At 40.8% G+C, this 21,011-nt stretch carries 16 protein-coding genes; 8 read left to right on the top strand and 8 right to left on the bottom strand.

The genetic code is table 11. The annotated features are described in order from the left end of the window. Positions 1 to 55 precede the first annotated feature (55 nt). Positions 56 to 772, bottom strand: a complete 717-nt coding sequence (locus RMX89_RS19235) for a heme oxygenase (biliverdin-producing) (RefSeq protein ID WP_322690067.1) — start codon at positions 770 to 772, stop codon at positions 56 to 58. 405 nt (positions 773 to 1,177) lie between these two features. Further along, positions 1,178 to 3,433 carry an FdhF/YdeP family oxidoreductase gene (locus RMX89_RS19230; protein ID WP_322690066.1) on the bottom strand — a complete coding sequence of 752 codons (2,256 nt, stop codon included), beginning with the start codon at positions 3,431 to 3,433 and terminating at the stop codon, positions 1,178 to 1,180. 419 nt (positions 3,434 to 3,852) lie between these two features. On the opposite strand from RMX89_RS19230, the gene RMX89_RS19225 reads away from it, so the two are divergent. The 4 genes from RMX89_RS19225 (at position 3,853) to RMX89_RS19210 (ending at position 8,666) form a co-directional block, all read left to right on the top strand. Continuing rightward, positions 3,853 to 6,090 carry a DUF1796 family putative cysteine peptidase gene (locus RMX89_RS19225; RefSeq protein WP_322690065.1) on the top strand — a complete coding sequence of 746 codons (2,238 nt, stop codon included), beginning with the start codon at positions 3,853 to 3,855 and terminating at the stop codon, positions 6,088 to 6,090. A gap of 266 nt (positions 6,091 to 6,356) precedes the next feature. Then, complete coding sequence (locus tag RMX89_RS19220; RefSeq protein WP_322690064.1) at positions 6,357 to 7,160, top strand: TIGR04255 family protein; 804 nt, start codon at positions 6,357 to 6,359, stop codon at positions 7,158 to 7,160. Then, complete coding sequence (locus tag RMX89_RS19215) at positions 7,157 to 7,837, top strand: XRE family transcriptional regulator (protein WP_322690063.1); 681 nt, start codon at positions 7,157 to 7,159, stop codon at positions 7,835 to 7,837. Before RMX89_RS19220 ends, RMX89_RS19215 begins: the two co-directional genes overlap by 4 nt. Beyond that, on the top strand, positions 7,827 to 8,666 hold the full coding sequence (locus RMX89_RS19210) for a hypothetical protein (protein WP_322690062.1): 840 nt from the start codon (positions 7,827 to 7,829) through the stop codon (positions 8,664 to 8,666). Before RMX89_RS19215 ends, RMX89_RS19210 begins: the two co-directional genes overlap by 11 nt. A gap of 24 nt (positions 8,667 to 8,690) precedes the next feature. Here RMX89_RS19210 and RMX89_RS19205 read toward each other — a convergent pair whose 3' ends face one another. The 5 genes from RMX89_RS19205 to RMX89_RS19185 all read right to left on the bottom strand — a co-directional run bounded on the left by RMX89_RS19205 (position 8,691) and on the right by RMX89_RS19185 (position 16,521). Then, positions 8,691 to 10,193, bottom strand: a complete 1,503-nt coding sequence (locus RMX89_RS19205; protein WP_322690061.1) for an acyl-CoA synthetase — start codon at positions 10,191 to 10,193, stop codon at positions 8,691 to 8,693. A 122-nt stretch (positions 10,194 to 10,315) separates the two neighbouring features. Then, positions 10,316 to 11,296 (bottom strand): magnesium transporter CorA family protein, encoded by a 981-nt coding sequence (locus RMX89_RS19200; protein ID WP_322690060.1) that lies wholly within the window; start codon positions 11,294 to 11,296, stop codon positions 10,316 to 10,318. A gap of 220 nt (positions 11,297 to 11,516) precedes the next feature. After that, positions 11,517 to 13,577 (bottom strand): tetratricopeptide repeat protein, encoded by a 2,061-nt coding sequence (locus RMX89_RS19195; RefSeq protein WP_322690059.1) that lies wholly within the window; start codon positions 13,575 to 13,577, stop codon positions 11,517 to 11,519. Between the two features lie 365 nt (positions 13,578 to 13,942). Next, entirely contained in the window at positions 13,943 to 15,832 is a 1,890-nt protein-coding gene (locus RMX89_RS19190) for an aspartate kinase (RefSeq protein WP_322690058.1), read from the bottom strand. Between the two features lie 119 nt (positions 15,833 to 15,951). Further along, entirely contained in the window at positions 15,952 to 16,521 is a 570-nt protein-coding gene (locus RMX89_RS19185) for a Uma2 family endonuclease (protein ID WP_322690057.1), read from the bottom strand. 120 nt (positions 16,522 to 16,641) lie between these two features. Between RMX89_RS19185 and RMX89_RS19180 the strand changes: the two genes are divergently transcribed. The 4 genes from RMX89_RS19180 to RMX89_RS19165 all read left to right on the top strand — a co-directional run bounded on the left by RMX89_RS19180 (position 16,642) and on the right by RMX89_RS19165 (position 18,600). Further along, positions 16,642 to 16,887, top strand: a complete 246-nt coding sequence (locus RMX89_RS19180; RefSeq protein WP_289794873.1) for an AbrB/MazE/SpoVT family DNA-binding domain-containing protein — start codon at positions 16,642 to 16,644, stop codon at positions 16,885 to 16,887. Next, a complete protein-coding gene (locus RMX89_RS19175) occupies positions 16,874 to 17,263 on the top strand; it encodes a type II toxin-antitoxin system VapC family toxin (protein ID WP_322690056.1) in 390 nt (129 codons plus the stop codon). The genes RMX89_RS19180 and RMX89_RS19175 overlap by 14 nt, the downstream gene beginning before the upstream one ends. A 734-nt stretch (positions 17,264 to 17,997) precedes the next feature. Continuing rightward, complete coding sequence (locus tag RMX89_RS19170; protein WP_322690055.1) at positions 17,998 to 18,228, top strand: DUF433 domain-containing protein; 231 nt, start codon at positions 17,998 to 18,000, stop codon at positions 18,226 to 18,228. Between the two features lie 9 nt (positions 18,229 to 18,237). Further along, entirely contained in the window at positions 18,238 to 18,600 is a 363-nt protein-coding gene (locus RMX89_RS19165) for a DUF5615 family PIN-like protein (protein WP_322690054.1), read from the top strand. A gap of 164 nt (positions 18,601 to 18,764) precedes the next feature. Here RMX89_RS19165 and RMX89_RS19160 read toward each other — a convergent pair whose 3' ends face one another. Next, positions 18,765 to 20,981 carry a tetratricopeptide repeat protein gene (locus RMX89_RS19160; RefSeq protein WP_322690053.1) on the bottom strand — a complete coding sequence of 739 codons (2,217 nt, stop codon included), beginning with the start codon at positions 20,979 to 20,981 and terminating at the stop codon, positions 18,765 to 18,767. Between the last annotated feature and the right edge of the window lie 30 nt (positions 20,982 to 21,011).

Here is a 21,011-nt window from a genome sequence, read left to right as displayed (position 1 = left end):
ACAAATGACAAATGACAAATGACAAATGACAAATGACAAATGACAAATGACAAAATTAATTAGCCGCAGCTATTTCAGTGCTACCTGAATTTTGAGAACGAGTGAGGCTATTAAAGAGAACTTGACCGAGTGCTTTAATTAAACTTCCCTCTAACTCTTGAGCCATCTTTAAATTGAACCCAAAGGCATTATTAGCTTCTGCAACAATCCGTTCTGCTGTTATATCATCAACGGGTAATGCATTTAATGCCTGACGATACTTATCCTTAAATGCCTTTTTGTCAGGAATTTGCTCAAAGTTGTAAAAGGATGTGCCTTCATACCCAGAAAGCTTTAGGGCTGACTGAGCAACTTTTTGTAGCATTTGACCCCCAGAAAGATCGCCCATGTAGCGAGTGTAGGCATGACCTAGCAATAAGGCTGGTTCACTAGCAGAAATTTCCCGAATGCGGTCAATGTAGCTCTGGGCAGCAGGTGAGGCTGTAACTTGCTCTCTCCAGTTATCCCCATAATAGAACACCATGTCTTTTTCGAGTGAGGATTGGCGATTAAGTTCAGGAAAGTAAACCGCACTAATCACAGGATGTTCTCTATGGCTCTCTAATGCCGCTTCTAGTTCGCTGTAGACGTAATACAAGTTGCTTAAGAATTTAGCGAAGCAGTCTCTATCCACAACTCCTTGCAAAAAACATTTCATGAATGCCACATTTTCCGCTGATGTGTGGGCTTGTTGAGTTCCAGAGCGCAGTTTGATGGCTAGATTACTACTCATTGTTGCTCCCTTCATGTTCAAACGCAAGGTTTATCGGCAGTCACCGACTCAGGATGCCTGCCAGTACCAGCTAAAAAATTGTTATTCTAGGTTGAGAAAGGATCTGCATCACTACTATCTAGCAGCAAATACAACTGCCGATGCAAATCCCAGGTATTTTTATTTCTCCTAAGATTATTTAACTCTTAACTTATATATAACTATTAAGATATTAATATTTATTTATGTTTTTCTGATGCTTGTATTCAGGCACATCCTAGCTGAGTAGTAACAAAACTGATTGTGGAATAAGCATTTAAAGTCTTCTGAAACAACGGGTAATAAGTTTATTTATTACAATTTACTCTCAATAATTTAACTGATGTCTACAAACAACAAAAACTCAAAGCCTGGATTCGCCTGTTCTTAAAGAAGTCGAGAACCTATAATACAAACTGGAACTCTTTTATAAGCAGGTGTGCCACTTTGCGGATCAATTTTTGCTTTAAATAGAATATTAGCTTCAGGATAAAACATAAAAGCTACACCTTCAAGAATCGCCCCACAAATAATTTCAATATTGTCTAATTCTTCTCGATCTCCTTTCACTATTACTCGCTGATGCTCCTGAAATTCCGCTTTTTTGACATCTAGAGAATTCATTAAAATACAGTGACGATGAGGCATACCTCGATATTTATCTTCACTGCGATAAACTACAGTATTATGTTGACCATAGCTGCGCCCTGTTCCTAAAATTACCACAATTCCTGGCTGATTTTCTGCCACACCAAACGCTGCTTTAGTTGGTACTGATAATTGCGGTAAAGGTGTGACAAACATTTGTGCTTTACCATCAGGTGTGGGAAATTTCGGTTCATCCAAAATCCGCCCTTCAATGATAAACTCCTGCTTAGTTTGGTCAATTGTGCCAATCTTCTTATAGCCAGGAATAGTTTTAGCAATTAATTCTCTAACATAAGCTGTATCTTGCAGCTTACGCCAATTTATCGGTGTTTCACTATGTAAATGATGAGCAATTTCTGTGATTAATTCTATTTCCGAAATTAGATCGGCATTAGGCGCTTTTAAATGACTTTTACCTTCATCATTTAACCGCACAAAATTATTACCCGATTCAGTTGTTGTTTTATGAGGATTTTCAAATCGATTGAATACAGGTAATATTAAAGTTTGCTGTTTCGCTAATCCGTGGAAATGTCCTAAGTTGGGTTTTGTAGCTACATAAAATATGGTTTCTATTTGCGATAATGCCTGTTTTACTTGCTGTAAGTCTGGATTAGCTGCATACAAATTTCCTCCTAAACAAAACAGTGTATCTATCTTTCCTAATTCTGCTGCTGCGATCAAGTCACGGGTATGATAGCCAGGAGTTTCATTTAGAGTTTTTCCTAATAATTGAGATAGTGCTTGTTTGATTTCTTCTCGCAAGTTTACAGTAACACCCATTGAACCAAAGCCTTGCACATTGGAATGTCCTCGAATGGGCATTGTCCCAGCACCAATTTTACCAGCGTTACCTGTAATTAAGGCTGTATTAGCAATACTAAAAATATTATCCACGCCGTTAGAGTGTTGAGTTATACCCATTGCCCAGGCAAAAACTACACGCGTTGATTTACCAATTATATAAGCTGTTGCTGTGATTTCTTCTTGGGATAAGCCACAGGTGCTAGTGATGTTATCCCACGAGATATTATTAGCGTAATTTACAATTGTTTGCCAATTTTGTGTATAGGATTTCAGATATTCTATTTTAATTAAATTCTGTTCAATCAAAGATTTTTGTAAACCGACAAATAATGCAGCATCACTACCAGGAATTGGTTGTAAATATAAAGAAGATATATCAGAACCTCCTGTGAGTAAAGATTTGATCGGAAATGCAGGAGACGCAAATTTAACTAAACCAATTTCAATTTGGGGATTAATAATAATTACTTTCCCGCCTCTTTCCCGCAATTCGATCAATTCGTTCATCAGTCGTGGATGATTTGCAGGGGCGTTAGAACCAATTAGAACTATACAATCACTATGTTTTAGGTTTTCTAAACTCACCATCGATGTACCTGAGCCGAAAACTTTTTTTAATCCCACTGTTGAGGGTGCGTGACACAAATCTGAACAGTCTGCTAGATTATTACTACCTAGCGATCGCATTAATAATTGTAGTAAATAGGCAGCTTCATTAGATGAGCGTCCAGAACTATAACTAGCAATTCGTGCTGGTGGGAAATTAAAGGCTTGTGTAGCGATCTGGTAAACTTCTTCCCAGCTTATACGTTGATAATGGGATGAACCCGATCTGAGAATCAGAGGATAACTTAATCTACCCAAGGAATCGCATTCTTGAGAAGTCAGTTTTTGTAATTCACTAATGCTTTTTTCTCGGAAAAAATCTCGCTTAATTCCTGGTTGCAATTCCGCAGCGATCGCCTCTACACTTTTAGCACAGCGTTGTAAATATTCTCCCGTTTCATTAACAAAGCCTCCTTTTTGTCCACCCGTGCCCCAAGCGCAGGATAAACATGCACTTTTATGATTGAGAGTTTGCCATAATTTTAACCCTTGTGATGAGAGAGTTTTTTCTACCCAATACTGAATCACAGGTAAACCACCCCCAGCAGGGGAGCTAGAATCGTTTTGAGGTAAGTTATCCATACTTAGCTAAATCTCAACTCGCTTAACTTATTATTGCTAAAAATTATTCGGCAAGTATTAATTTCAATTGAAACTATTTGTAACACTTACGTAAAAATGCTTTTCTGGCTCTAACTATATAAAAGAGAGCGATAGAACCAATTTAACTTAATCTTATCCTTTTTTTGATTTGTTCTTAATTGTGTTATGACTTTTAATACAATAAATTATATTTAATCAGTATAAGATTCTTCTATAAAGAGCCGATTTTATTTTTGAAAAGCTTGCCTGCTATAGCTTTGAGTGATATAAATCAGAGCTTCAGTATACTTAAAAAGATTAATACCGGAATCTTAAGAGTTCTATGTGATATTCTCAAAGCAGGTTTAAGGATTCAGCTGGCCGTTTGGTATTGTCCTCACTAAATCAGGATAAACTCTATGTATCGATTCGAGATCAATGCATACACTCAAACGGGCGAATCCATTGGTCTGGTGGGTTCTACTCCAGAGTTGGGATTGTGGGATATTAGTAAATGTGTTCATCTGCGTACAAGTGGCGATCGCTATCCTTTATGGTGGACAGATGAAATTGACATTCAAGAGTCAGGCGGTCAACAGAGAGTTGAATACAAGTATGTGCTATTCGATGTCAACGGCAACGCCCAATGGGAGAGCTTACTAGATACAAACCGCTGGATTCCAATCGATTCTAAAAATTGTGCCAGCACAATTATTGTGGATGATGGCGCATTCGGTTATTTACAACCTTATCCGTTCGGATATATTGAGAAGCTTGCTGTTAAAGTCCCCCTGGATCGAGAGCCTGAAGGTTTAAAAATCGTAGTCATTGGTAGTTCGGTTGCATTAGGTCATAAAGCCTGGTTTTTGAAAGGTTGGGTTTGGCAGTTGGCACAAGCTTTACAGCAAAAATATGGGCATAAACTGGTGAATGTGTCAGAGGTGGGAGCGAATGTCAGCAGAACGATCGCTCGATTCCCTTGGTTTGTCACCCCAGAAAAACCGGATATCGTCATCATTGCCCTATCTCTGGGTAACGAAGGGTTAGCTTACTGTTCCCCTCACGAACGACGAGCAGTACAGCGACGGTTTGAAAGTGGCTTGCAGCAACTTGTGAAAATGACGCGAGACATCGGGGCAATCCCGATTCTGGGCGGAGTCTATCCCAACGGTGATTATTCTCTGGAACATTACTGGCTGATTCAAGACACACACAACCGGATGCTAAATTGGGGCGTACCTGTACTGGATTGGTTGGCTGCTGTAGATGATGGACAAGGAAAATGGAAAGCGGGGACATCCTTCGATCCGGCTCACCCGAACACAGTCGGTCATAGCCTCATGTATCAGCAGATCGACCAGCAACTATTCGATATTGACAAAGACGAATTAGCAAAAGAAAAACAACGCTTCCGCAAGCCGAATGAATTTCCCATTTACTTTGATAATGTGGGCTTTAATGTTTCTGTCTGTATCGAAGAGAAGCGTTTACGGATTATTAATCGATCGCAATACAGCTACACGATCGCTCCCTATTGGCAAGAACTACAAACTGCACTGCAAAGTAAGGCTGGATTGATATCAGGTATTTACATTGCCAAGGATACCCAACCAGGAACGCTCCCCTTCTTCGTTGTAGAGGATGGCGCGATCGCAACTACAATAAACATCCCCCCAAATACTGATTTAGAATATAGTCCCGCCTTCAATCTTTTTTCGCCGAACAACGTTTTATTCTATGACGGGCATTTGGGGATTTTGCAAGCGGATGAACGCCACCTCTGGGTAATCAACGAATCAGATAACGAGTACAACATCCAGCCGATGTGGACGGAAGTTTGCAATGCCCTTAAAGCCATGCCATCAGGTGTTTATGAAGATCCGCTTTATCCCGATGCCCCCTTTCGCACGATGATGATTGGTAAGGATGGGCTAGAAAGCCGGGTGAAAGCACCACCTAAGTCTGCGGTATTTTTCCAATACAAATGTGACTTATCAGATATCAGCCGTGTGGCAATTCTTCCCCTTGGCGATCGCTGTGCCGTCCGTATGATGTTGTATAAGATGGAGTACGATGGCCCCGCCTTTCCCTTCGATCTAACGCGCACCACTAATATTGCAGATGTTGCAGATGCGATCGAAACCGGTTTTGATGAGATGTGGAACCCTGCTTTTCTGCACTACAGCCCTGATGCAGGCAGGATTTACCACGGTAAATGGTCGGGTTTATCCTTTGCCCATGAAGTTGAGGAGACAGACAACGCTGTTCAAGATATGTCTCCCGTCTATAAACGGATGCGGGTTCGTTACACGGCACGCGCTGAAAGGTTTTGGTATACACTGCGGCACTGCGACAAAGTGCTTTTTGTTCGCACAGGAATTAGCGATCGCGGTGGTGTGTTAGATTTGGTGAACAAGCTGGAAAAACAATGTCAGGGGAAGCCATTTCATCTCTTGCTTCTTTCTCCCCAAAGCAATGATGAGTTTTTAGACCTTCCCAATGTGCTGCATTACAATGTCGAGTTTAATCCCGATCGCATGTATGACGATTTAGGACACTGGATGTACTGCACAGAAGTGATGCGAGGAATTTTAGAATCTCTTGGTGTGTCCAGCAAAAACCTCTTTTGGTGTCCACCAAAAATACCGAAGGGGTAAGAAATTAGATAGGGGCAATGCCTGCGGCGGCCTGCACCAACGCTTTTCGACTACTCAAGACCTTCGATATAATGCGGCTTACAAACATAACTACGACTAGAGAAGCAATATAGATATTAGGCTTCCTCTAATTTTTTCCTGCTATGCAATATCTTACAGTAAAATCTTTCTTAAACTTCACACTACACTTCACACTATGGCATTACGATAGATGTAAAGATCGATAATGCACAATCTCTCTAGAAGCCTCGCAAAGGATGTAGAAAGTGGTCAATACCAATCCATTCATTGCACAGCCACCCAAGGAAGTGCCGTTACAAAATGCCCCGCTGATTCGAGTTATCGCGCAGGTACTCTTTCCTTCAATTCTTTCGATGGAAGATAAGGAATTTGTTCGTTTATTCCAAGAAGCGATTAGGGAAAATTACCCTTATCTACAGCCTGAGCAAACTCAGGGCTTCGTTTTTAGCCCTCAAGGTGTTGTACCAACTGTGCCTCAAATAACTTGGCGATTTGTGGACAAAACAGAAACTTGGCGAGTCTCATTAGCACCCAATTTTTTGGCACTTGAGACAACTGTTTACTCAAGTCGCAGTGATTTTATGGAACGTCTAGAAAGCTTACTTATCGCTCTTAAAGAAAGTTTTCATCCTAATATTGACATTATTGAGCGATTCGGTATGCGATACATCGACAGACTTATTGGACAAAATATAGATGATTTATCATTACTGGTAAAACCTGAGATAGCTGGCATTGCAACTGCTGGATTCAGAGAATATATTCATCAAAATATTAATCAATCTTTATTCATCATCCCCGATGGAGGGGAACAAATTATTGCGAGGTGGGGACTCGTTCCCGCTGATACAACTTTTGATCCTGCGGCAATTGAACCTTTTGCTGAGTCTAGCTGGATACTGGATCTAGATATGTCTCTTTCAAAGAAACGAGATTTCAGTGTTGAAGCTTTGATGAATGAAGCAAAACAATTTTCTGAAAGAATTTATACATTCTTTCGATGGGCTGTGACTGATGAGTTTTTGCGGCGCTTTGGAGGTGAATTATGAGTAATTTGCTAGACAGAACATTTGATCTATTACCTGAAACTTCTGCGCTTGGAGCTATGCAGAAATCTACCCCTAATCGCTTTCCCCCTATAATTTTAATGGCTCCTAATAGCACTGCTAATTCTATAGCAACTAATAGGAATATTTTGGCCCCTTTAGAGATGACAACGAGTGGGCTAACTCTACCATCAACTAGTTCTCCAGAATCAACACAGAAGGCTCTTAGCGAACTGAGAAGATTGAGTGGATTAACCTGGGATCAACTTGCTAAACTCTTCAATGTCTCACGCAGAAGCCTTCATTTTTGGGCAAGTGGGCAACCGTTATCCCGCTTTAACGAGGAGCATCTTCATCGAGTCTTAGGTGCTATCCAATACATTGATCGAGGAAGTGCAAGTCTCAATCGCAGTCTTTTACTGAAACCTGGCAGTAATGGTACACCCCTTTTTGACTTAATGATTGTAGGTAAATACGAAGAATTCAAGCAGATTATTGGTTCGGGTAATGCACCTCAAAGACCACAGTTAAGTCCTTTGTCTGAAGATGCACGCGCAGCACGTAGGCCACAGAATCCAGCAGAACTGGTTGACGCTCTCCAAGATCCAATCCATCTTGAAGTTAGACAATCCAGACCTGCTAAAGCAGTAAGGAGTCGAAAAAATCGTAGTGGTCAATGAGCGTGATATTTGGATTCAGAAAATAGACACCACTCTTCAGAAGTGGTGTCAGGGTGATTGTGTGCTTGGAGAACACTGGTTTGTCCATCGCTTTAATCCTCAATACCCTTTGACATCTGATTCTAATGATGTTGCAGAATCAGAAACTGACCTTGTGGAATCCGATGTTAAGGGTTTTGTTGTGGTTACACAGACATGCGATATTGTACGCTCTTGCGCTGATCGTCCATTCATAGAGGTGGTACCTCTGGTGGAGGTTAATGAGCAACGTTTGTCTGAAATTCAGCGAAGTAGGCGACCTCAGTTTGCTTATGTTCCAGGAGTTGCAAAATTTAATCTTGTTGCTGACCTCGATCGTGGGATGACATTAGAGAAGGCTGTTGTTGCAGAATGGGAGCGTGAGCCAGGATGTCGCAACGATCAAGAGATTAGAGCATTTGGGCAAGCATTAACACGAAAACGTGCTCGATTTGCTTTCCCTGACGACTTCAACGACTTTGCTAAAAAGCTTCAAAACCGTCTGCGAGATAAGCATGATAAATCTAACACTGAAGGAGAAGCACTTCGTGCCTTACGCGAAATTAGAGTGCGTGCAGAACCTTCATGGAATAGCTCTGAAGTTCGACTAATATTTTGGTTTATTCGAGACGAGGAACAGAATCAATTTGAGGGAATAGGATGGGATCAATTTCTCAAACAGTGGTTGAAATTAATCCCTGAATCTGGGCGATTCCAATCTGTAGAGGGTTCGATAGTAGCTCTGGAAGATATGACAGGGAAGGAGTATATTGAGAGTGATCCACTTGATTTGGATAACTTGTCATCCTAAATGTTCATAATTTTACGATCGCTATCAGCAAAATAGCTCAACCACCGTCGGCTTAGTAACTTTCCCCATCGCATTGCGCGGTAATTCTTCAACTATCAAAATTTGGGTTGGCACTTTATAAACAGCCAATCGCTCTTTTGCCCAACTCCTGAAAGCTTTTAATGTTAAAGGTTGTGAGCTTTGCAATACCAACGCGGCACACACCCGTTCGCCCCATTCTAAATCAGTAACCCCAACCACTGCACATTCCTGAATATCTGGATGCGATCGCAGTACTTCTTCAATTTCTAAAGCGGAAACTTTATACCCTCCGGTTTTGATGATATCCACACTCATCCGTCCCAGAATGCGATAGTTGCCATTCTCAACTACGGCGGTGTCTCCAGTACGGAACCAGCCATCTTGGAAAGCTTTGGCGGTTGCTTGGGGATTTTGCCAATATTCTATAAACACTCCAAGGCCTTTAACTTGGATTTCTCCTGGTGTTCCGGCTGGAACTAACTCCCCGTTCTCATCTACTAATCTCACTTCAACTTGAGGTAAAGGCTTCCCCACATATCCAGATAATCGTTCACCGTGTAAAGGGTTCGATAGCGCCATGCCAATTTCAGTCATACCATAGCGCTCTAGCAGAAAATGGCCGCTGATGGTCTGCCACTTTTCTAAAACTTGAACTGGTAATGCTGCGGAGCCAGAAACCATCAGGCGCATTTTAGCACAGCCTGCTGACATAATTTTTTGGCGTTCCTTAGAGGCAGTTTCCCAAGCCGCAATTAGCTTTACATAAATTGTTGGTACTGCCATAAATAAGGTTAAGTCACCGTCACAAATTCGCCTCCAAACGGTTTCGGCATCAAATTTGCTCAATATATGGCACTCCGCCCCAGCCCATAAAGCACAAGTGAGTACGTTAATAATCCCATGAATATGATGTAGTGGCAGGATATGCAAAATGCGATCGCTAGATGTCCATTCCCAAGCGGTAGTTAAGCTAGTCACTTGCGCTTGAATATTTTGGTGAGTCGTAACTACACCCTTGGGTTTACCTGTTGTACCGCTAGTGTAGAGAATTAAAGCGCGTCTAGTGATATCTACTTCTGGGAGGCGACTAATATTATGTGGGAGCGTTTCTGAGGTGAGAATAAATCGCAAATTGTGTTCTTGGGCAAGCGATGCCTGCGGCGGTAAACTACGCAGTATATCTTCAAAATTAGGATGAGCAATAATAATCGATGCTCCAGAATTAGTAATTACATACTCCAATTCTGGGCGTGGATGGGAAATACACAGAGGTACAGCTATGCCACCAGCCCGCCAAATTCCCCATTGAGTGGCTACATATTCAAACCCAGGCGGAATGAGAAAGGCAACTCGCTGCTCTTGTAAATCTTCTGTATTTTGAAGAAGACTTGTTGCTATTTGACTGGAAGTGTGTAGCAAATCCCGATAGGTAAATGCTCTGTCTGTTGTCACAATTGCAGTTTTTTCGTTGTGTTCTTCAGCACGAATAATCAATGGTAGGTTCACGTTTGTTTACCGATTTAAGGTTGATTCAGTCTACTTAATGAAAGTTTTCTCTGCACCGACAGGCTCAGATAAAGGATTTTTTTAATAAATCTATAATTTTTTTATTAGTAACTTTATAAATACTACAACCAACGTTGTTTTTTAGCATAGGCAATACTGCCAATCACAATTAATGCCATCATACAGATCACCATAGGGTAAGCCAAAGGCTGTTCTAATTCCGGCATATTTTTGAAGTTCATACCATAGAAGCCAGATATAAAAGTTATTGGCAAAAAGATGGTCGATAAGATAGTCAGGCGATTAATTCGTTCGCCCGTTTTACTAGCAATATTATCGCGTTGAATTTCCATTAATTCTGACATCCAGGCTCTTATAGCTTGATATTCTTGCCAGAGTTTATCAACGTGATGAACCAATTCTTGATTGAATAGTTCCTTCACTGGCTGGCCGATCCATTGGAAATCTTCATTATCCATAATAGCCATAAGTAACTTGATGCTTTGAAAATTACGTCGTCCAGAACGAGTAGATTGCCTCATTGTGGCAATTTTTTGATACGTTGATTCATCACCAGAATTGTCTAAAACTTCATCTTCTAAATCATCAAGTTTTCTCGAAATATAGGTAAATACAGTTTCGTAATTATTTAAAATATCTTTAAATATGAGATAAAAAAGATAGTCAATTCCTAATTTTTGAATATCTAAAGTTCGTTTTTGGAGATTATTAGTTAAAATACTTAAAATTTTTAATTCAGTGATTTCAAAAGTTATGATAAAATTATTTCCAACTACAATGTTGCCACGCACCACCTCAAACTCATTATTTTTTATTTGAGAACTTAGGATTTCATAGCTGTCAAATAAACAATCTTCTATATCTTCATCAATTCCTACCGGAGAATGGTTGAAAATCATGTTAACACGAGATGGATTTAGTCCAAAGTGCTTGATAATCCTGGCTGTTCCAGTGCGATCGCGGAAGTGAATGCAACGTAACCAAATATTGTGAGATCCATCAATTCGTTTCAGTACTGTATCGACATCTCTATGGCTGAATATTTCCAGATTATCTGGATGAAAAGTCAGGAGAATTAGCATATAGCAATCCTAATTGAGTCGTAATAAAATACTGTGACTCATGGTAATTAATCAGGACTTTAGTCCTTGTTTTTTAAACAATAAAGTGCTTACTACAAACCATCAAAACTAGTTTGATAAAGTACTAGTCGTAAATTTGTAAAGTAAAACACATTTAAATAGCACAATCACTCTCTAAGAGTTTTGACTGTTGATAGTCAACACTATATTGAGTGGTAGCTCAATTTTTTTCTATTTTCCCAGATTTTGGGCGACTAGTTGGCGCTGGTGCTGAATTATTTTGTAAAATTGCAATTTCCCGCCGTGCATCTTGATAACTATCTTGTTCGCCTTGCCGTTGGAATAGTTTTGCAGCTTTTTTGAAATCTGCGATCGCACCCGTTTTATTTTTCTGCTTGGTGCGAATCACGCCCCGATTATAATAGGCTAAGGCGTTGTTAGGATTAATTGCGATCGCTCGTGAATAATCTTGATTTGCAGCTTTTTTATTTCCCAGTTCCAGATAAGCGTTACCACGGTTGTTGTAAGCTGCTATATTATTAGTATCTAGTTTTAGTGCTTCAGTATAATCTTGAATAGCGCCTTTATAATCTCCAAAAGAAAAGCGGTGAATACCTCTGTGAATATAAGCTGCAATAAATTTAGGATCTATCTGTAAAATAGTGTTGTAATCTTCAGTAGCTTCTACTTGATTTCCCAGATCGCTGTAAATATCACCACGATTCAGATAAGCTTCTATGTATTTGGGATTGATGTTGATTGCATCTGTGTAATCTTTAATTGCTTCATCTTTTTGTTGATTAATAGATTGAGTTAAACCCCTTTGATAATAAGCTTTGGCATCGCTAGGATTAATCTTAATTACTTTATCAAAATCTTGGATTGCTTCGAGTCTTTGTTTGAGGCGACGGTGGAGAATACCTCGTTGCAAGTAGGCTTCGGTATACTGGGGTTTAAGAGCGATCGCTTTGCTAAAATCTTCAATTGCACCTTTATTATCCTTCGATTGAGCACGAGCTAATCCTCGTCCATAGTAAGCATAAGCATCTTTAGAATTGAACTTAATTGCTTGAGTATAATCTGCGATCGCTTCTTTATATTTGCCTAATGCCGAAAAAGCAAATCCTCGGTCAAAATAGGCATTAGCATCTTGAGGATTAAGTAAAATGGCTTGGCTAGAATCTGCTTGTGCTTGCTCGTAGTCTCCTAATCGATAATAAGCATCACCTCGCCTATTATAAGCTAAAGCGTTTTGCGGATCTAATTTAATAGCTTGATTGAAATCTTCAACTGCTTCTTCATAGTTTCCTAACTCATATTTATTTACGCCCTCTTGGTATAATGTCTTTTGAGCATCACTTACAAGTTTTGGCGATCTCAATTGCCACGCTACAACACTAAGGGTAATACAGCCAGCTATCCCTGCTAGAACTAGTAATAATTTTTTCTGATGCTGTTTTTGTCGCTCGTCATCAACATTTATTAACTTTTTCAGGTCGTCTAAAACTTCGGTTGCATACTGGTAGCGTTTACGATAGTCAAAACGCACCATTTTATTAATAATTTTTGCTAATTTTCTGTTAACTTTGAGATTTTTATCGCGCCAAAGTATTTCACCTGTCAGCTTATTTTTGTGACTTCGCAAATTAGATATTTCCTTTGTAGGTAAACCTTTTAGTGCTGCGATCGCAACAAGACCCAAAGCATATATATCACTGTTGTATTTGAGGTTGCCGTTAATTTGCTCTATAGGCATATACTCGGAATTTTCAACAGTATTATCGGTTGCTTCATTAAAAGTACCCAAATTAACCAAAACTAACTTTTTATCTGATTCCCGGCGAATAATATTTGCTGGTGTAATATTTCGATGAATTATGCCATAGCTATGTATAACTACCAAAGTTTCTAATATCTCTGACAAAAGACTAGTTACTTGGTCTTCTTTTATAAGTTGTCCCTGGATAATTTCGTCAGTTAAAGGATTACCAGGTATGAATTCTTGGACTAGATAAAATTCTTCATTTTCTTCAAAAGAAGCAATGAGCTTTTGAATTTTATCGTGTTCTTGTCCGAGTTTTTCTAAAGTTTCTGCCTTGCTGGCAAACAAGCGGCGTAGGATTGTTAAAGCTTGAGGATTGCTATTAGGAAGAGATAACTGCTTTACTATAAATTCTTCACCATTAAGATTAACATCTTCAACTAGATAGGTTTTCTCTTTTTCCCCATCATTGAGAACTTTTAGTATTTGATAATGTTCATCTAGTAAATGACTATTCATCAATATAAAATTATAGTCTGATAAATTGTTCGATTATAGCTTAAGTGTTATTACTACTGATTTTAAAATATAAATATTTATTTATTAAGTAACTTCAAATGAGAGCGATGCGCGGGCTGCTACCGCGTGTATATTGCAAAGTCCCTCTCTCAAGCTTGGGAGCTAAGGTGTATACACAAGTCTGAAATAGCTGAAAAACCCAAGGTTTTACCCCACCCTAACCCTCCCCTTATAAAGGGGAGGGAACTAGATTTCTTATTTCCCCCCTTTACAAGGGGGGATTAAGGGGGGTAATTTGACTTGTGTAAACACGGTAGCCTAAGCTTGGGAGAGGGATTTAGGGTGAAAGCTCATTGATTCAGATTTTACGCTGGCACGACAAATTTCTCGCTACCAGCCAGTTCAAAGGCTGCATGAATGGCTTGCAAAGCTTTAACACCTTGCTCTTGTGCCACAACACAACTAATTTTGATTTCTGAGGTGGCAATCATTTGAATATTGATTTGTTGTTGAGCTAAAGCTTCAAACATTTTAGCGGCAACGCCTGGTTGTCCTACCATCCCTGCACCGACAATACTTACTTTAGCGATCGCACTATCTAAAACAACTTCACCCCATCCTAACTCTGCCGCTACTTGAGTCAGCATTTTTTTGGCATTTTCCCCGTCTATCTGCGAGACTGTAAAAGCAATATCTCGTCTGGGAACACCATCAATCACCCGGCAACGCTGAGATTGGATAATCATATCAACACTAATATTATGTTGCGCTAATAATCCAAACAACTTCGCCGCCATTCCCGGACGATCTGGCAATTGGCGAATCGCAAGACGCGCTTGATTCAAATCGAGGGCGACACCGCGAACCGGGGGAGAGGGAGGAGATAAGGGAGACAAGGGAGAGGGGGGAGATAAGGGAGAAGTTTCTTCAATGATTCTTCCTTGTCCCCCTTGTCCTCCTTGTCCCCCTTGTCCCCTTGTCCCCCCTTTCCCTGCTTCGATCTCAAAAGCGGCGCAAAGTGCTAAGACGGCGCGATCGCATTCTGCTGCATTGACTACACAACTTACTTTCACTTCGCTGGTGGAAATCATTTGAATGTTCACGCCTGCTTCAGCTAATGTGGCGAACATCTTTGCAGCTACACCAGGACGGCCAATCATTCCTGCACCTGCGATGCTGACTTTGGCAATGTTATGTTCTACCATTACCTCGGCTTCGTCAGATTTGGGGTTAGATTGACTCCTCAGTGCTGGGGCGATCGCTGTTGCTACTGCTTCTGCCCGTTTTAATATTGGTGTGGTGACAGTAAAGGCAATGTCATTACTGTTACCTTCATGAACTGACTGAATAATCAAATCTACATCTACTTTTTGCCGAGAAATTTCGCCAAATAACCTAGCTGCCACACCTGGTTTATCGGGTACGCGCAACAAAGCGACCTTTGCTTGGTTAGTGTCAAATTCTACATGATCTACAGGACGGGCAATTTCCAGATTGATTAGCGATCGCCCTTGGGGTTTGGCTGATGTCACCCAAGTACCTGGTTGATCCGTCCAACTAGACCTAACTACAAGGGGAACCCCATAGTTACGGGCAATTTCCACAGCACGGGGATGCAGTACTTTTGCGCCCAAGCTAGCTAATTCCAACATTTCATCGCAGCTGATAGCATCCATCAACTGAGCTTCGGCAACCAACCGGGGATCTGTAGTGAGAATACCTGGTACATCTGTATAAATTTCACAAAAATTTGCTTTTAATGCGGCTGCGATCGCCACTGCTGAAGTGTCGGAACCACCGCGCCCCAAAGTCGTAATTTCCATCTCTCCGACGCTAGAGATACCTTGGAAGCCAGCTACTACAACTACTTTACCTGCATTTATGTGGCGAGTTAGGCGAGTAGTTTCAATATGCAAAATCCGAGCGCGGCTGTGTTCAGCTTCGGTAACAATTCCTACCTGAGCGCCAGTCATGGAAATTGCGGTTTGTCCGAGTTCCTGCAAAGCCATACTGAGTAAGGCAATGGTTACTTGTTCGCCAGTAGAAAGCAGCATATCCATTTCCCGGCGATTAGGATTTGGAGAAATTTCAGTAGCTAGTTTGACGAGTCCATCGGTGGTTTTGCCCATTGCCGAAACCACTACGACAATAGAGTTTCCAGCTTGAACAGTTTTATAAACACGCTGTGCAACAGCTTGAATACGTTCCACTGAACCGACAGATGTACCACCGTATTTCTGAACTATGAGCGCCATAACTTTTTTTAATCAATTGTGCCTGCTTTCATCAACGCTTCCGCCTAGTAAGGAAGCTTTCAAGGCTTATCAGTTATATATTTTACTAAATATTGCGTCGAATACTTTATAATAATTGATTATTCAAAAACTACATCTTCATAGAGTGTGGCCATTGTTTCCTCAAAATCCACGCTATTGAGTCGAAATGATTGATGCTCTGCTGTGTAAGATTGTAAAACCCATAACCCTTGTTCATTACGTCGAAAACACTCAACTCGCTGACGTTTTGTATTAATTAAAACATATTCTTGCAGACTTTCGAGTGTTTGATAATCAGCGAATTTATCGCCCCGATCGACAGCTTCGGTAGAATTAGATAAAACTTCGACAATTAAACAGGGAAATCTTTTATAACCTGGCGTTTCTCGATCGCGTGGATCGCAAGTAACCATCACATCAGGATAATAAAAGCGATTCAAAGATTCAATTCTGGCTTTCATGTCAGCGATGTAAACACGACAATCAGAGCCGCGCACATGATTACGGAGGAGAACGGCAAGGTTTCCAGCAACGGTAACATGTGGATCGAGTACTTCAGGCATTGCATAGATGTAGCCGTCTATATATTCATGCTTGATATCGCTTTGTTCCTCCATTTGGAGGTATTCTTCAGCTGTAAGATAGTTTTGTTGGGGCGAGGCTATCATATTTTAAAGGTTGTATTGTGTTTTATTGTGTTTTATTGTGCCGATTTATTTGTGGCGATGCGTTAGTAGGCGCAGTAGACTTTATAATCAGGTAAGGAACTTATGTAAGGAACCTGGATAATGGCTAGTGCGACCATCACCACTAAAGGGCAAGTAACTATTCCTAAAGAAATTAGGGATTATCTTAACCTTGATACAGGTAGTAAGGTTGATTTTGTCATTGATGAAAATGGAATAGTTAAATTAATTCCCCTGAATATCTCTATCCAAAGTTTATCAGGGATTTTACACCGTCCGGGAATGAAAAGCGCAACTTTAGAAGAAATGGAAGCTGCAATTAAAGAAGGCTCAAGTGATTGGACTTGATACAAATATTTTAGTGCGCTACTTGACAAAAGATGATGAAAAGCAGTGGGAGCAAGCTGCTGAAATTATCGAAGGGGGAGAGCAATGTTTTGTTGCTAATATAGTTCTTTGTGAATTGGTTTGGGTTTTACGAAGTAATCCTTATCAATTTAGTAGAGAAGAAATTAGTAACACTATAGAATTAATGCTGCAATGTTCGGTATTTGAGCTAGAAAATCGCTCTTTAGTTTATCAAGCATTACAAAGATTTAAACAGGGAAGTGCAGATTTTTCTGATTATTTAATTGGGGCAATGGCTCAACATTCTGGTTGTAGTTTAACCGTGACTTTTGACAGAAAATTGAGAAGCGAAAAGGGATTTGATTTACTTGAGTAATCCTAAATTGTAATTAACATTGCTGTGTTTGTGAAGATAATTACTATGATTGATCGTAGCTCATTTTTTGTTAAGGGAGACCTTGCTCTCCATCATTCACAACCACATAATAGCGATCGCTTATAGATTTACACTTCTTTTCTAGAGCATCGCCAGCTTTCGGCTCAATGATATACCAAAATGAATGCGTGAATTACTCAAATGAGTAAGCAAACTGGGGTTTGAGTAAGTAAAAGCTGCTTTTGCTTGCGGAAAACACTAAAATGAGAAAGCAAAAGCTGCTTTTGAGTAAGTCAAAGCTTCTTTTGCTTGCGGAAAACACCAAAATGAGAAAGCAAACTGGGGTTTTAATAAGTAAAAGCTGCTTTTGCTTGCGGAAAACACCAAAATGAGAAAGTAAAAGCTGCTTTTGAGAAAGCAAAAGCTTATTTTGAGTAAGTAAAAGCTCATTTTGAGTAAGTCGAATGGCATTTTTACTTAGTTCAATATGAATTTTAGTCTAGGCGATACCTTCTCTACGAGACGCTACGCGAACGGTGAGCTTCTCTACGAGACGCTTTGCGAACGCTAACGCACTTTTCAGTTTTACTACGGTATGCTTTGCACAAAACTAGCTTATTCTGGATTTGGGGGAGGCGATCGCTTATGGGTTTACAATCAAAAATAGAGCGCTAGGTTTTACAATATCATCATTGCACCTCAGAGCGATAAAAAAGATTTTGGAGCGATCGTTTATGTTAGGTCTGGAGAGAATTACATTTGACCCTAGCATTATGGCTGGACAAGCTTGCATTCGCGGGATGCGAATTCCGGTTTCTTTAGTGGTAAATTTGGTAGCTTATGGAAAGTCCACAGAAGAAATTTTAGAAGAATATCCTGATTTAGAAGCAGAAGATATTTGTCAATCTCTTCTTTATGCAGCATGGTTGACTCAAGAACGAGTTTATACCTTCAAAAGTGCTTAACAAGTAATAATGAAGTTTTTGGCAGATATAGGAATTTCACTACGCACTGTAACTTGGTTGCGTGGTGCTGGTTATGATGTAGTGCATTTGCGCGATGAAGGTTTGCAAAGACTACCAGATGATGAGATTTTAATTAAAGCCCGTGCAGAAGGAAGAATTTTATTAACTATAGATTTAGATTTTGCCCAACTTTTAGCCGTGAGTGGGGAGAGTTTACCCAGTGTGATTTTGTTTAGGTTGGGGAACGAAAATTATGATGCAATTAATGAACGGTTGACGCAAGTTTTAAGTGAATGTCAGGAAGATTTAGAGTTAGGGGCAATTATTTCTGTAAGTAATGAAACTTTCCGAGTGAGGCGATTGCCTATATAACAATACGCTTGGGTTAAGGCTAAAAACTAAAACTGGCGTAGATTGGGGAGCCTCATTCTACCTCAGAGTTCAGAACAGGAAAGTCCGAGTTAAAGCGATACCTTCGGTGAGCTTCGCTAACGCACTTTTCAGTTTGATCGCGGTACGCTTTGCACAAAACTAGCTTATTCTGGATTTGGAGGGAGGCGATCGCGAAGATTTGCTAAATTCTCACAACACTTCATAGTCGAGGGATGATCTACCCCTAATCGTTGCTCAAAAATCTCCAAAGCTTGCAAATACAACGGTTCAGCTTCTGTATAACGTCCTTGTAAGTAGTACAGTTTTGCCAGATTGTTGAGACTTTGTGCGACATCTGGATGTTCTTCACCCAGCAGCTTGCGGTAGAGTGCCAAAGCTTGTTGGAAAAGGGGTTCGGCTTGGCTGTATCTGCCTTGTGAGTTGTAGAGTCCCGCTAGGTTGTTGAGACTTTGTGCGACATCTGGATGTTCTTCATCCAGCAGCTTGCGCCTGAGTGCCAAAGCTTGGATTAAAAGGGTTTCGGCTTGGCTGTATTTGCCTTGGGAGTTGTAGAGTAACGCTAGATTATTAAGACTTTGTGCGACATCTGGATGTTCTTCACCCAGCAGCTTGCGGTAGAGTGCCAAAGCTTGGATGTAAAGGGGTTCGGCTTGACTGTATCTGCCTTGGGAGTCGTAGAGAAACGCGAGGTTGTTGAGACTTTGTGCGACATCTGGATGTTCTTCACCCAGCAGCTTGCGCCTAAGTGCCAAAGCTCGGATTAAAAGGGGTTCGGCTTGGCTGTATCTGCCTTGGGAGTTGTAGAGAAACGCGAGGTTGTTGAGACTTTGTGCGACATCTGGATGTTCTTCACCCAGCAGCTTGCGCCTAAGTGCCAAAGCTCGGATTAAAAGGGGTTCGGCTTGGCTGTATCTGCCTTGGGAGTTGTAGAGAAACGCGAGGTTGTTGAGACTTTGTGCGACATCTGGATGTTCTTCACCCAGCAGCTTGCGCCTAAGTGCCAAAGCTCGGATTAAAAGGGGTTCGGCTTGGCTGTATCTGCCTTGGGAGTTGTAGAGAAACGCGAGGTTGTTGAGACTTTGTGCGACATCTGGATGTTCTTCACCCAAGCGCTTTTTAGTGACTTCTAAACACTGCTCATACCAAGGTAAAGCTTGGTTATATAAACCTTGACCACTATAAAATTTAGCATTACTGGTGAAAGCCCAAATTAAATCATCATCACTGACATATTGAATGAGATTTTTCGCTACTTCAGCTAAATGAGGTATTGCAGGTGTGACATCGGTGATTTGTTTAAGGGTGGGAGTTTGAGGAATATCTTTAACAACTGCTACCATTACCCGACAAAGCGATCGCTTTAATTCCTCTCTCTTATTTAAACCTGTACACTTGTATTGAAAAAACTCCCGCAGTAGAGGATGTAATTGATAGATTCCCTCACCTTTGCGTTGGAGTAAATGCAGATTCAGCAAGCGATCGTCTCTAATTTCTTCTAAATCTTCCGCATCTTCTGGTAAACACTGTTCCACCAACTTCCAAGGTATGGGTGCGGCTGCAAATAAACTTAATAAACAACTCAATTGTTTATCGTCGTCTTCTAATTCCTGCCAACTCAACTCAAAGGCTGCTAACACACCTCGTTGTGCTGTCATGTCGGCTTCAGACTTAGATTTAGAGAGGGAACGCTCATCTAGTCGCTTGTTCTCCAACCGCCGCAACATTTCTGCTAAAGATAAATCCTGTTTCCGTGCCAGATAGCGCCCCACTAATTCCACACCCAAAGGTAAATATCCCAGCCACTCACACAACTGATTTGCTAAAGCTAATTCTCGCTCAATTCGTTCTGGTGTTTCTTTGAGTAAAGACTTCAACAACTCCAGCGCCGCCTCTGGTTGCAGCACATCCAAAGATAACTGCGCGATGCGTCCCAAGTTCTGGCGCGTAGTCATCAACACTTTAAACCGAGAAGGTAGGGACTGTAAGTAAGGCTTAACTTGCTCGTAGTCGCTGACATCATCCAGCACTAGCAGCACATCACCCTCATGCCAACGCCGCCAACAGTATTGCACTTGGGCGAGTAAATCAAAATCTTCTGGTGGGTTTAAATCAAGCTGCGTTCTGGCAAACTGCACAACTTGAATGCCCACATCCCCAGTTTTTGCTAGCAACCAGCAAAGCCCACCGTTATATGTTTCGCGTTGCTGGATGGCATATTGTAAAGCGAGTTCTGTTTTACCAACTCCACCCATACCGGCTATTGCTGCGATCGCAACTTGTTTATTATCCTGCAAAAGTTGGTGGAGGTTTTGCAATTCTTCTTCACGTCCGACAAATTCCACCACCCCACTCAGGGGCAAATTTTGCGGTATTTCAGTAGAGGGATTTAA

The sequence above is a fragment of the Nostoc sp. DedSLP04 genome, assembly GCF_034530775.1.
Lineage (GTDB): Bacteria > Cyanobacteriota > Cyanobacteriia > Cyanobacteriales > Nostocaceae > Nostoc.
Note: the sequence above shows the minus strand (reverse complement) of the source record. Positions and strands in the feature narration are given on the sequence as shown.

What these genes read in the sequence shown, in the direction of transcription:
- RMX89_RS19200 (WP_322690060.1), bottom strand. Translation starts at nt 11,296, where the DNA reads ATGCTAATTCTCCTGACTTTTCATCCAGATAATCTGGAAATATTCAGC.
- RMX89_RS19190 (WP_322690058.1), bottom strand. Translation starts at nt 15,832, where the DNA reads ATGGCGCTCATAGTTCAGAAATACGGTGGTACATCTGTCGGTTCAGTG.
- RMX89_RS19185 (WP_322690057.1), bottom strand. Translation starts at nt 16,521, where the DNA reads ATGATAGCCTCGCCCCAACAAAACTATCTTACAGCTGAAGAATACCTC.
- RMX89_RS19215 (WP_322690063.1), top strand. Translation starts at nt 7,157, where the DNA reads ATGAGTAATTTGCTAGACAGAACATTTGATCTATTACCTGAAACTTCT.
- RMX89_RS19195 (WP_322690059.1), bottom strand. Translation starts at nt 13,577, where the DNA reads ATGAATAGTCATTTACTAGATGAACATTATCAAATACTAAAAGTTCTC.
- RMX89_RS19235 (WP_322690067.1), bottom strand. Translation starts at nt 772, where the DNA reads ATGAGTAGTAATCTAGCCATCAAACTGCGCTCTGGAACTCAACAAGCC.
- RMX89_RS19230 (WP_322690066.1), bottom strand. Translation starts at nt 3,433, where the DNA reads ATGGATAACTTACCTCAAAACGATTCTAGCTCCCCTGCTGGGGGTGGT.
- RMX89_RS19165 (WP_322690054.1), top strand. Translation starts at nt 18,238, where the DNA reads ATGAAGTTTTTGGCAGATATAGGAATTTCACTACGCACTGTAACTTGG.
- RMX89_RS19170 (WP_322690055.1), top strand. Translation starts at nt 17,998, where the DNA reads ATGTTAGGTCTGGAGAGAATTACATTTGACCCTAGCATTATGGCTGGA.
- RMX89_RS19225 (WP_322690065.1), top strand. Translation starts at nt 3,853, where the DNA reads ATGTATCGATTCGAGATCAATGCATACACTCAAACGGGCGAATCCATT.
- RMX89_RS19180 (WP_289794873.1), top strand. Translation starts at nt 16,642, where the DNA reads ATGGCTAGTGCGACCATCACCACTAAAGGGCAAGTAACTATTCCTAAA.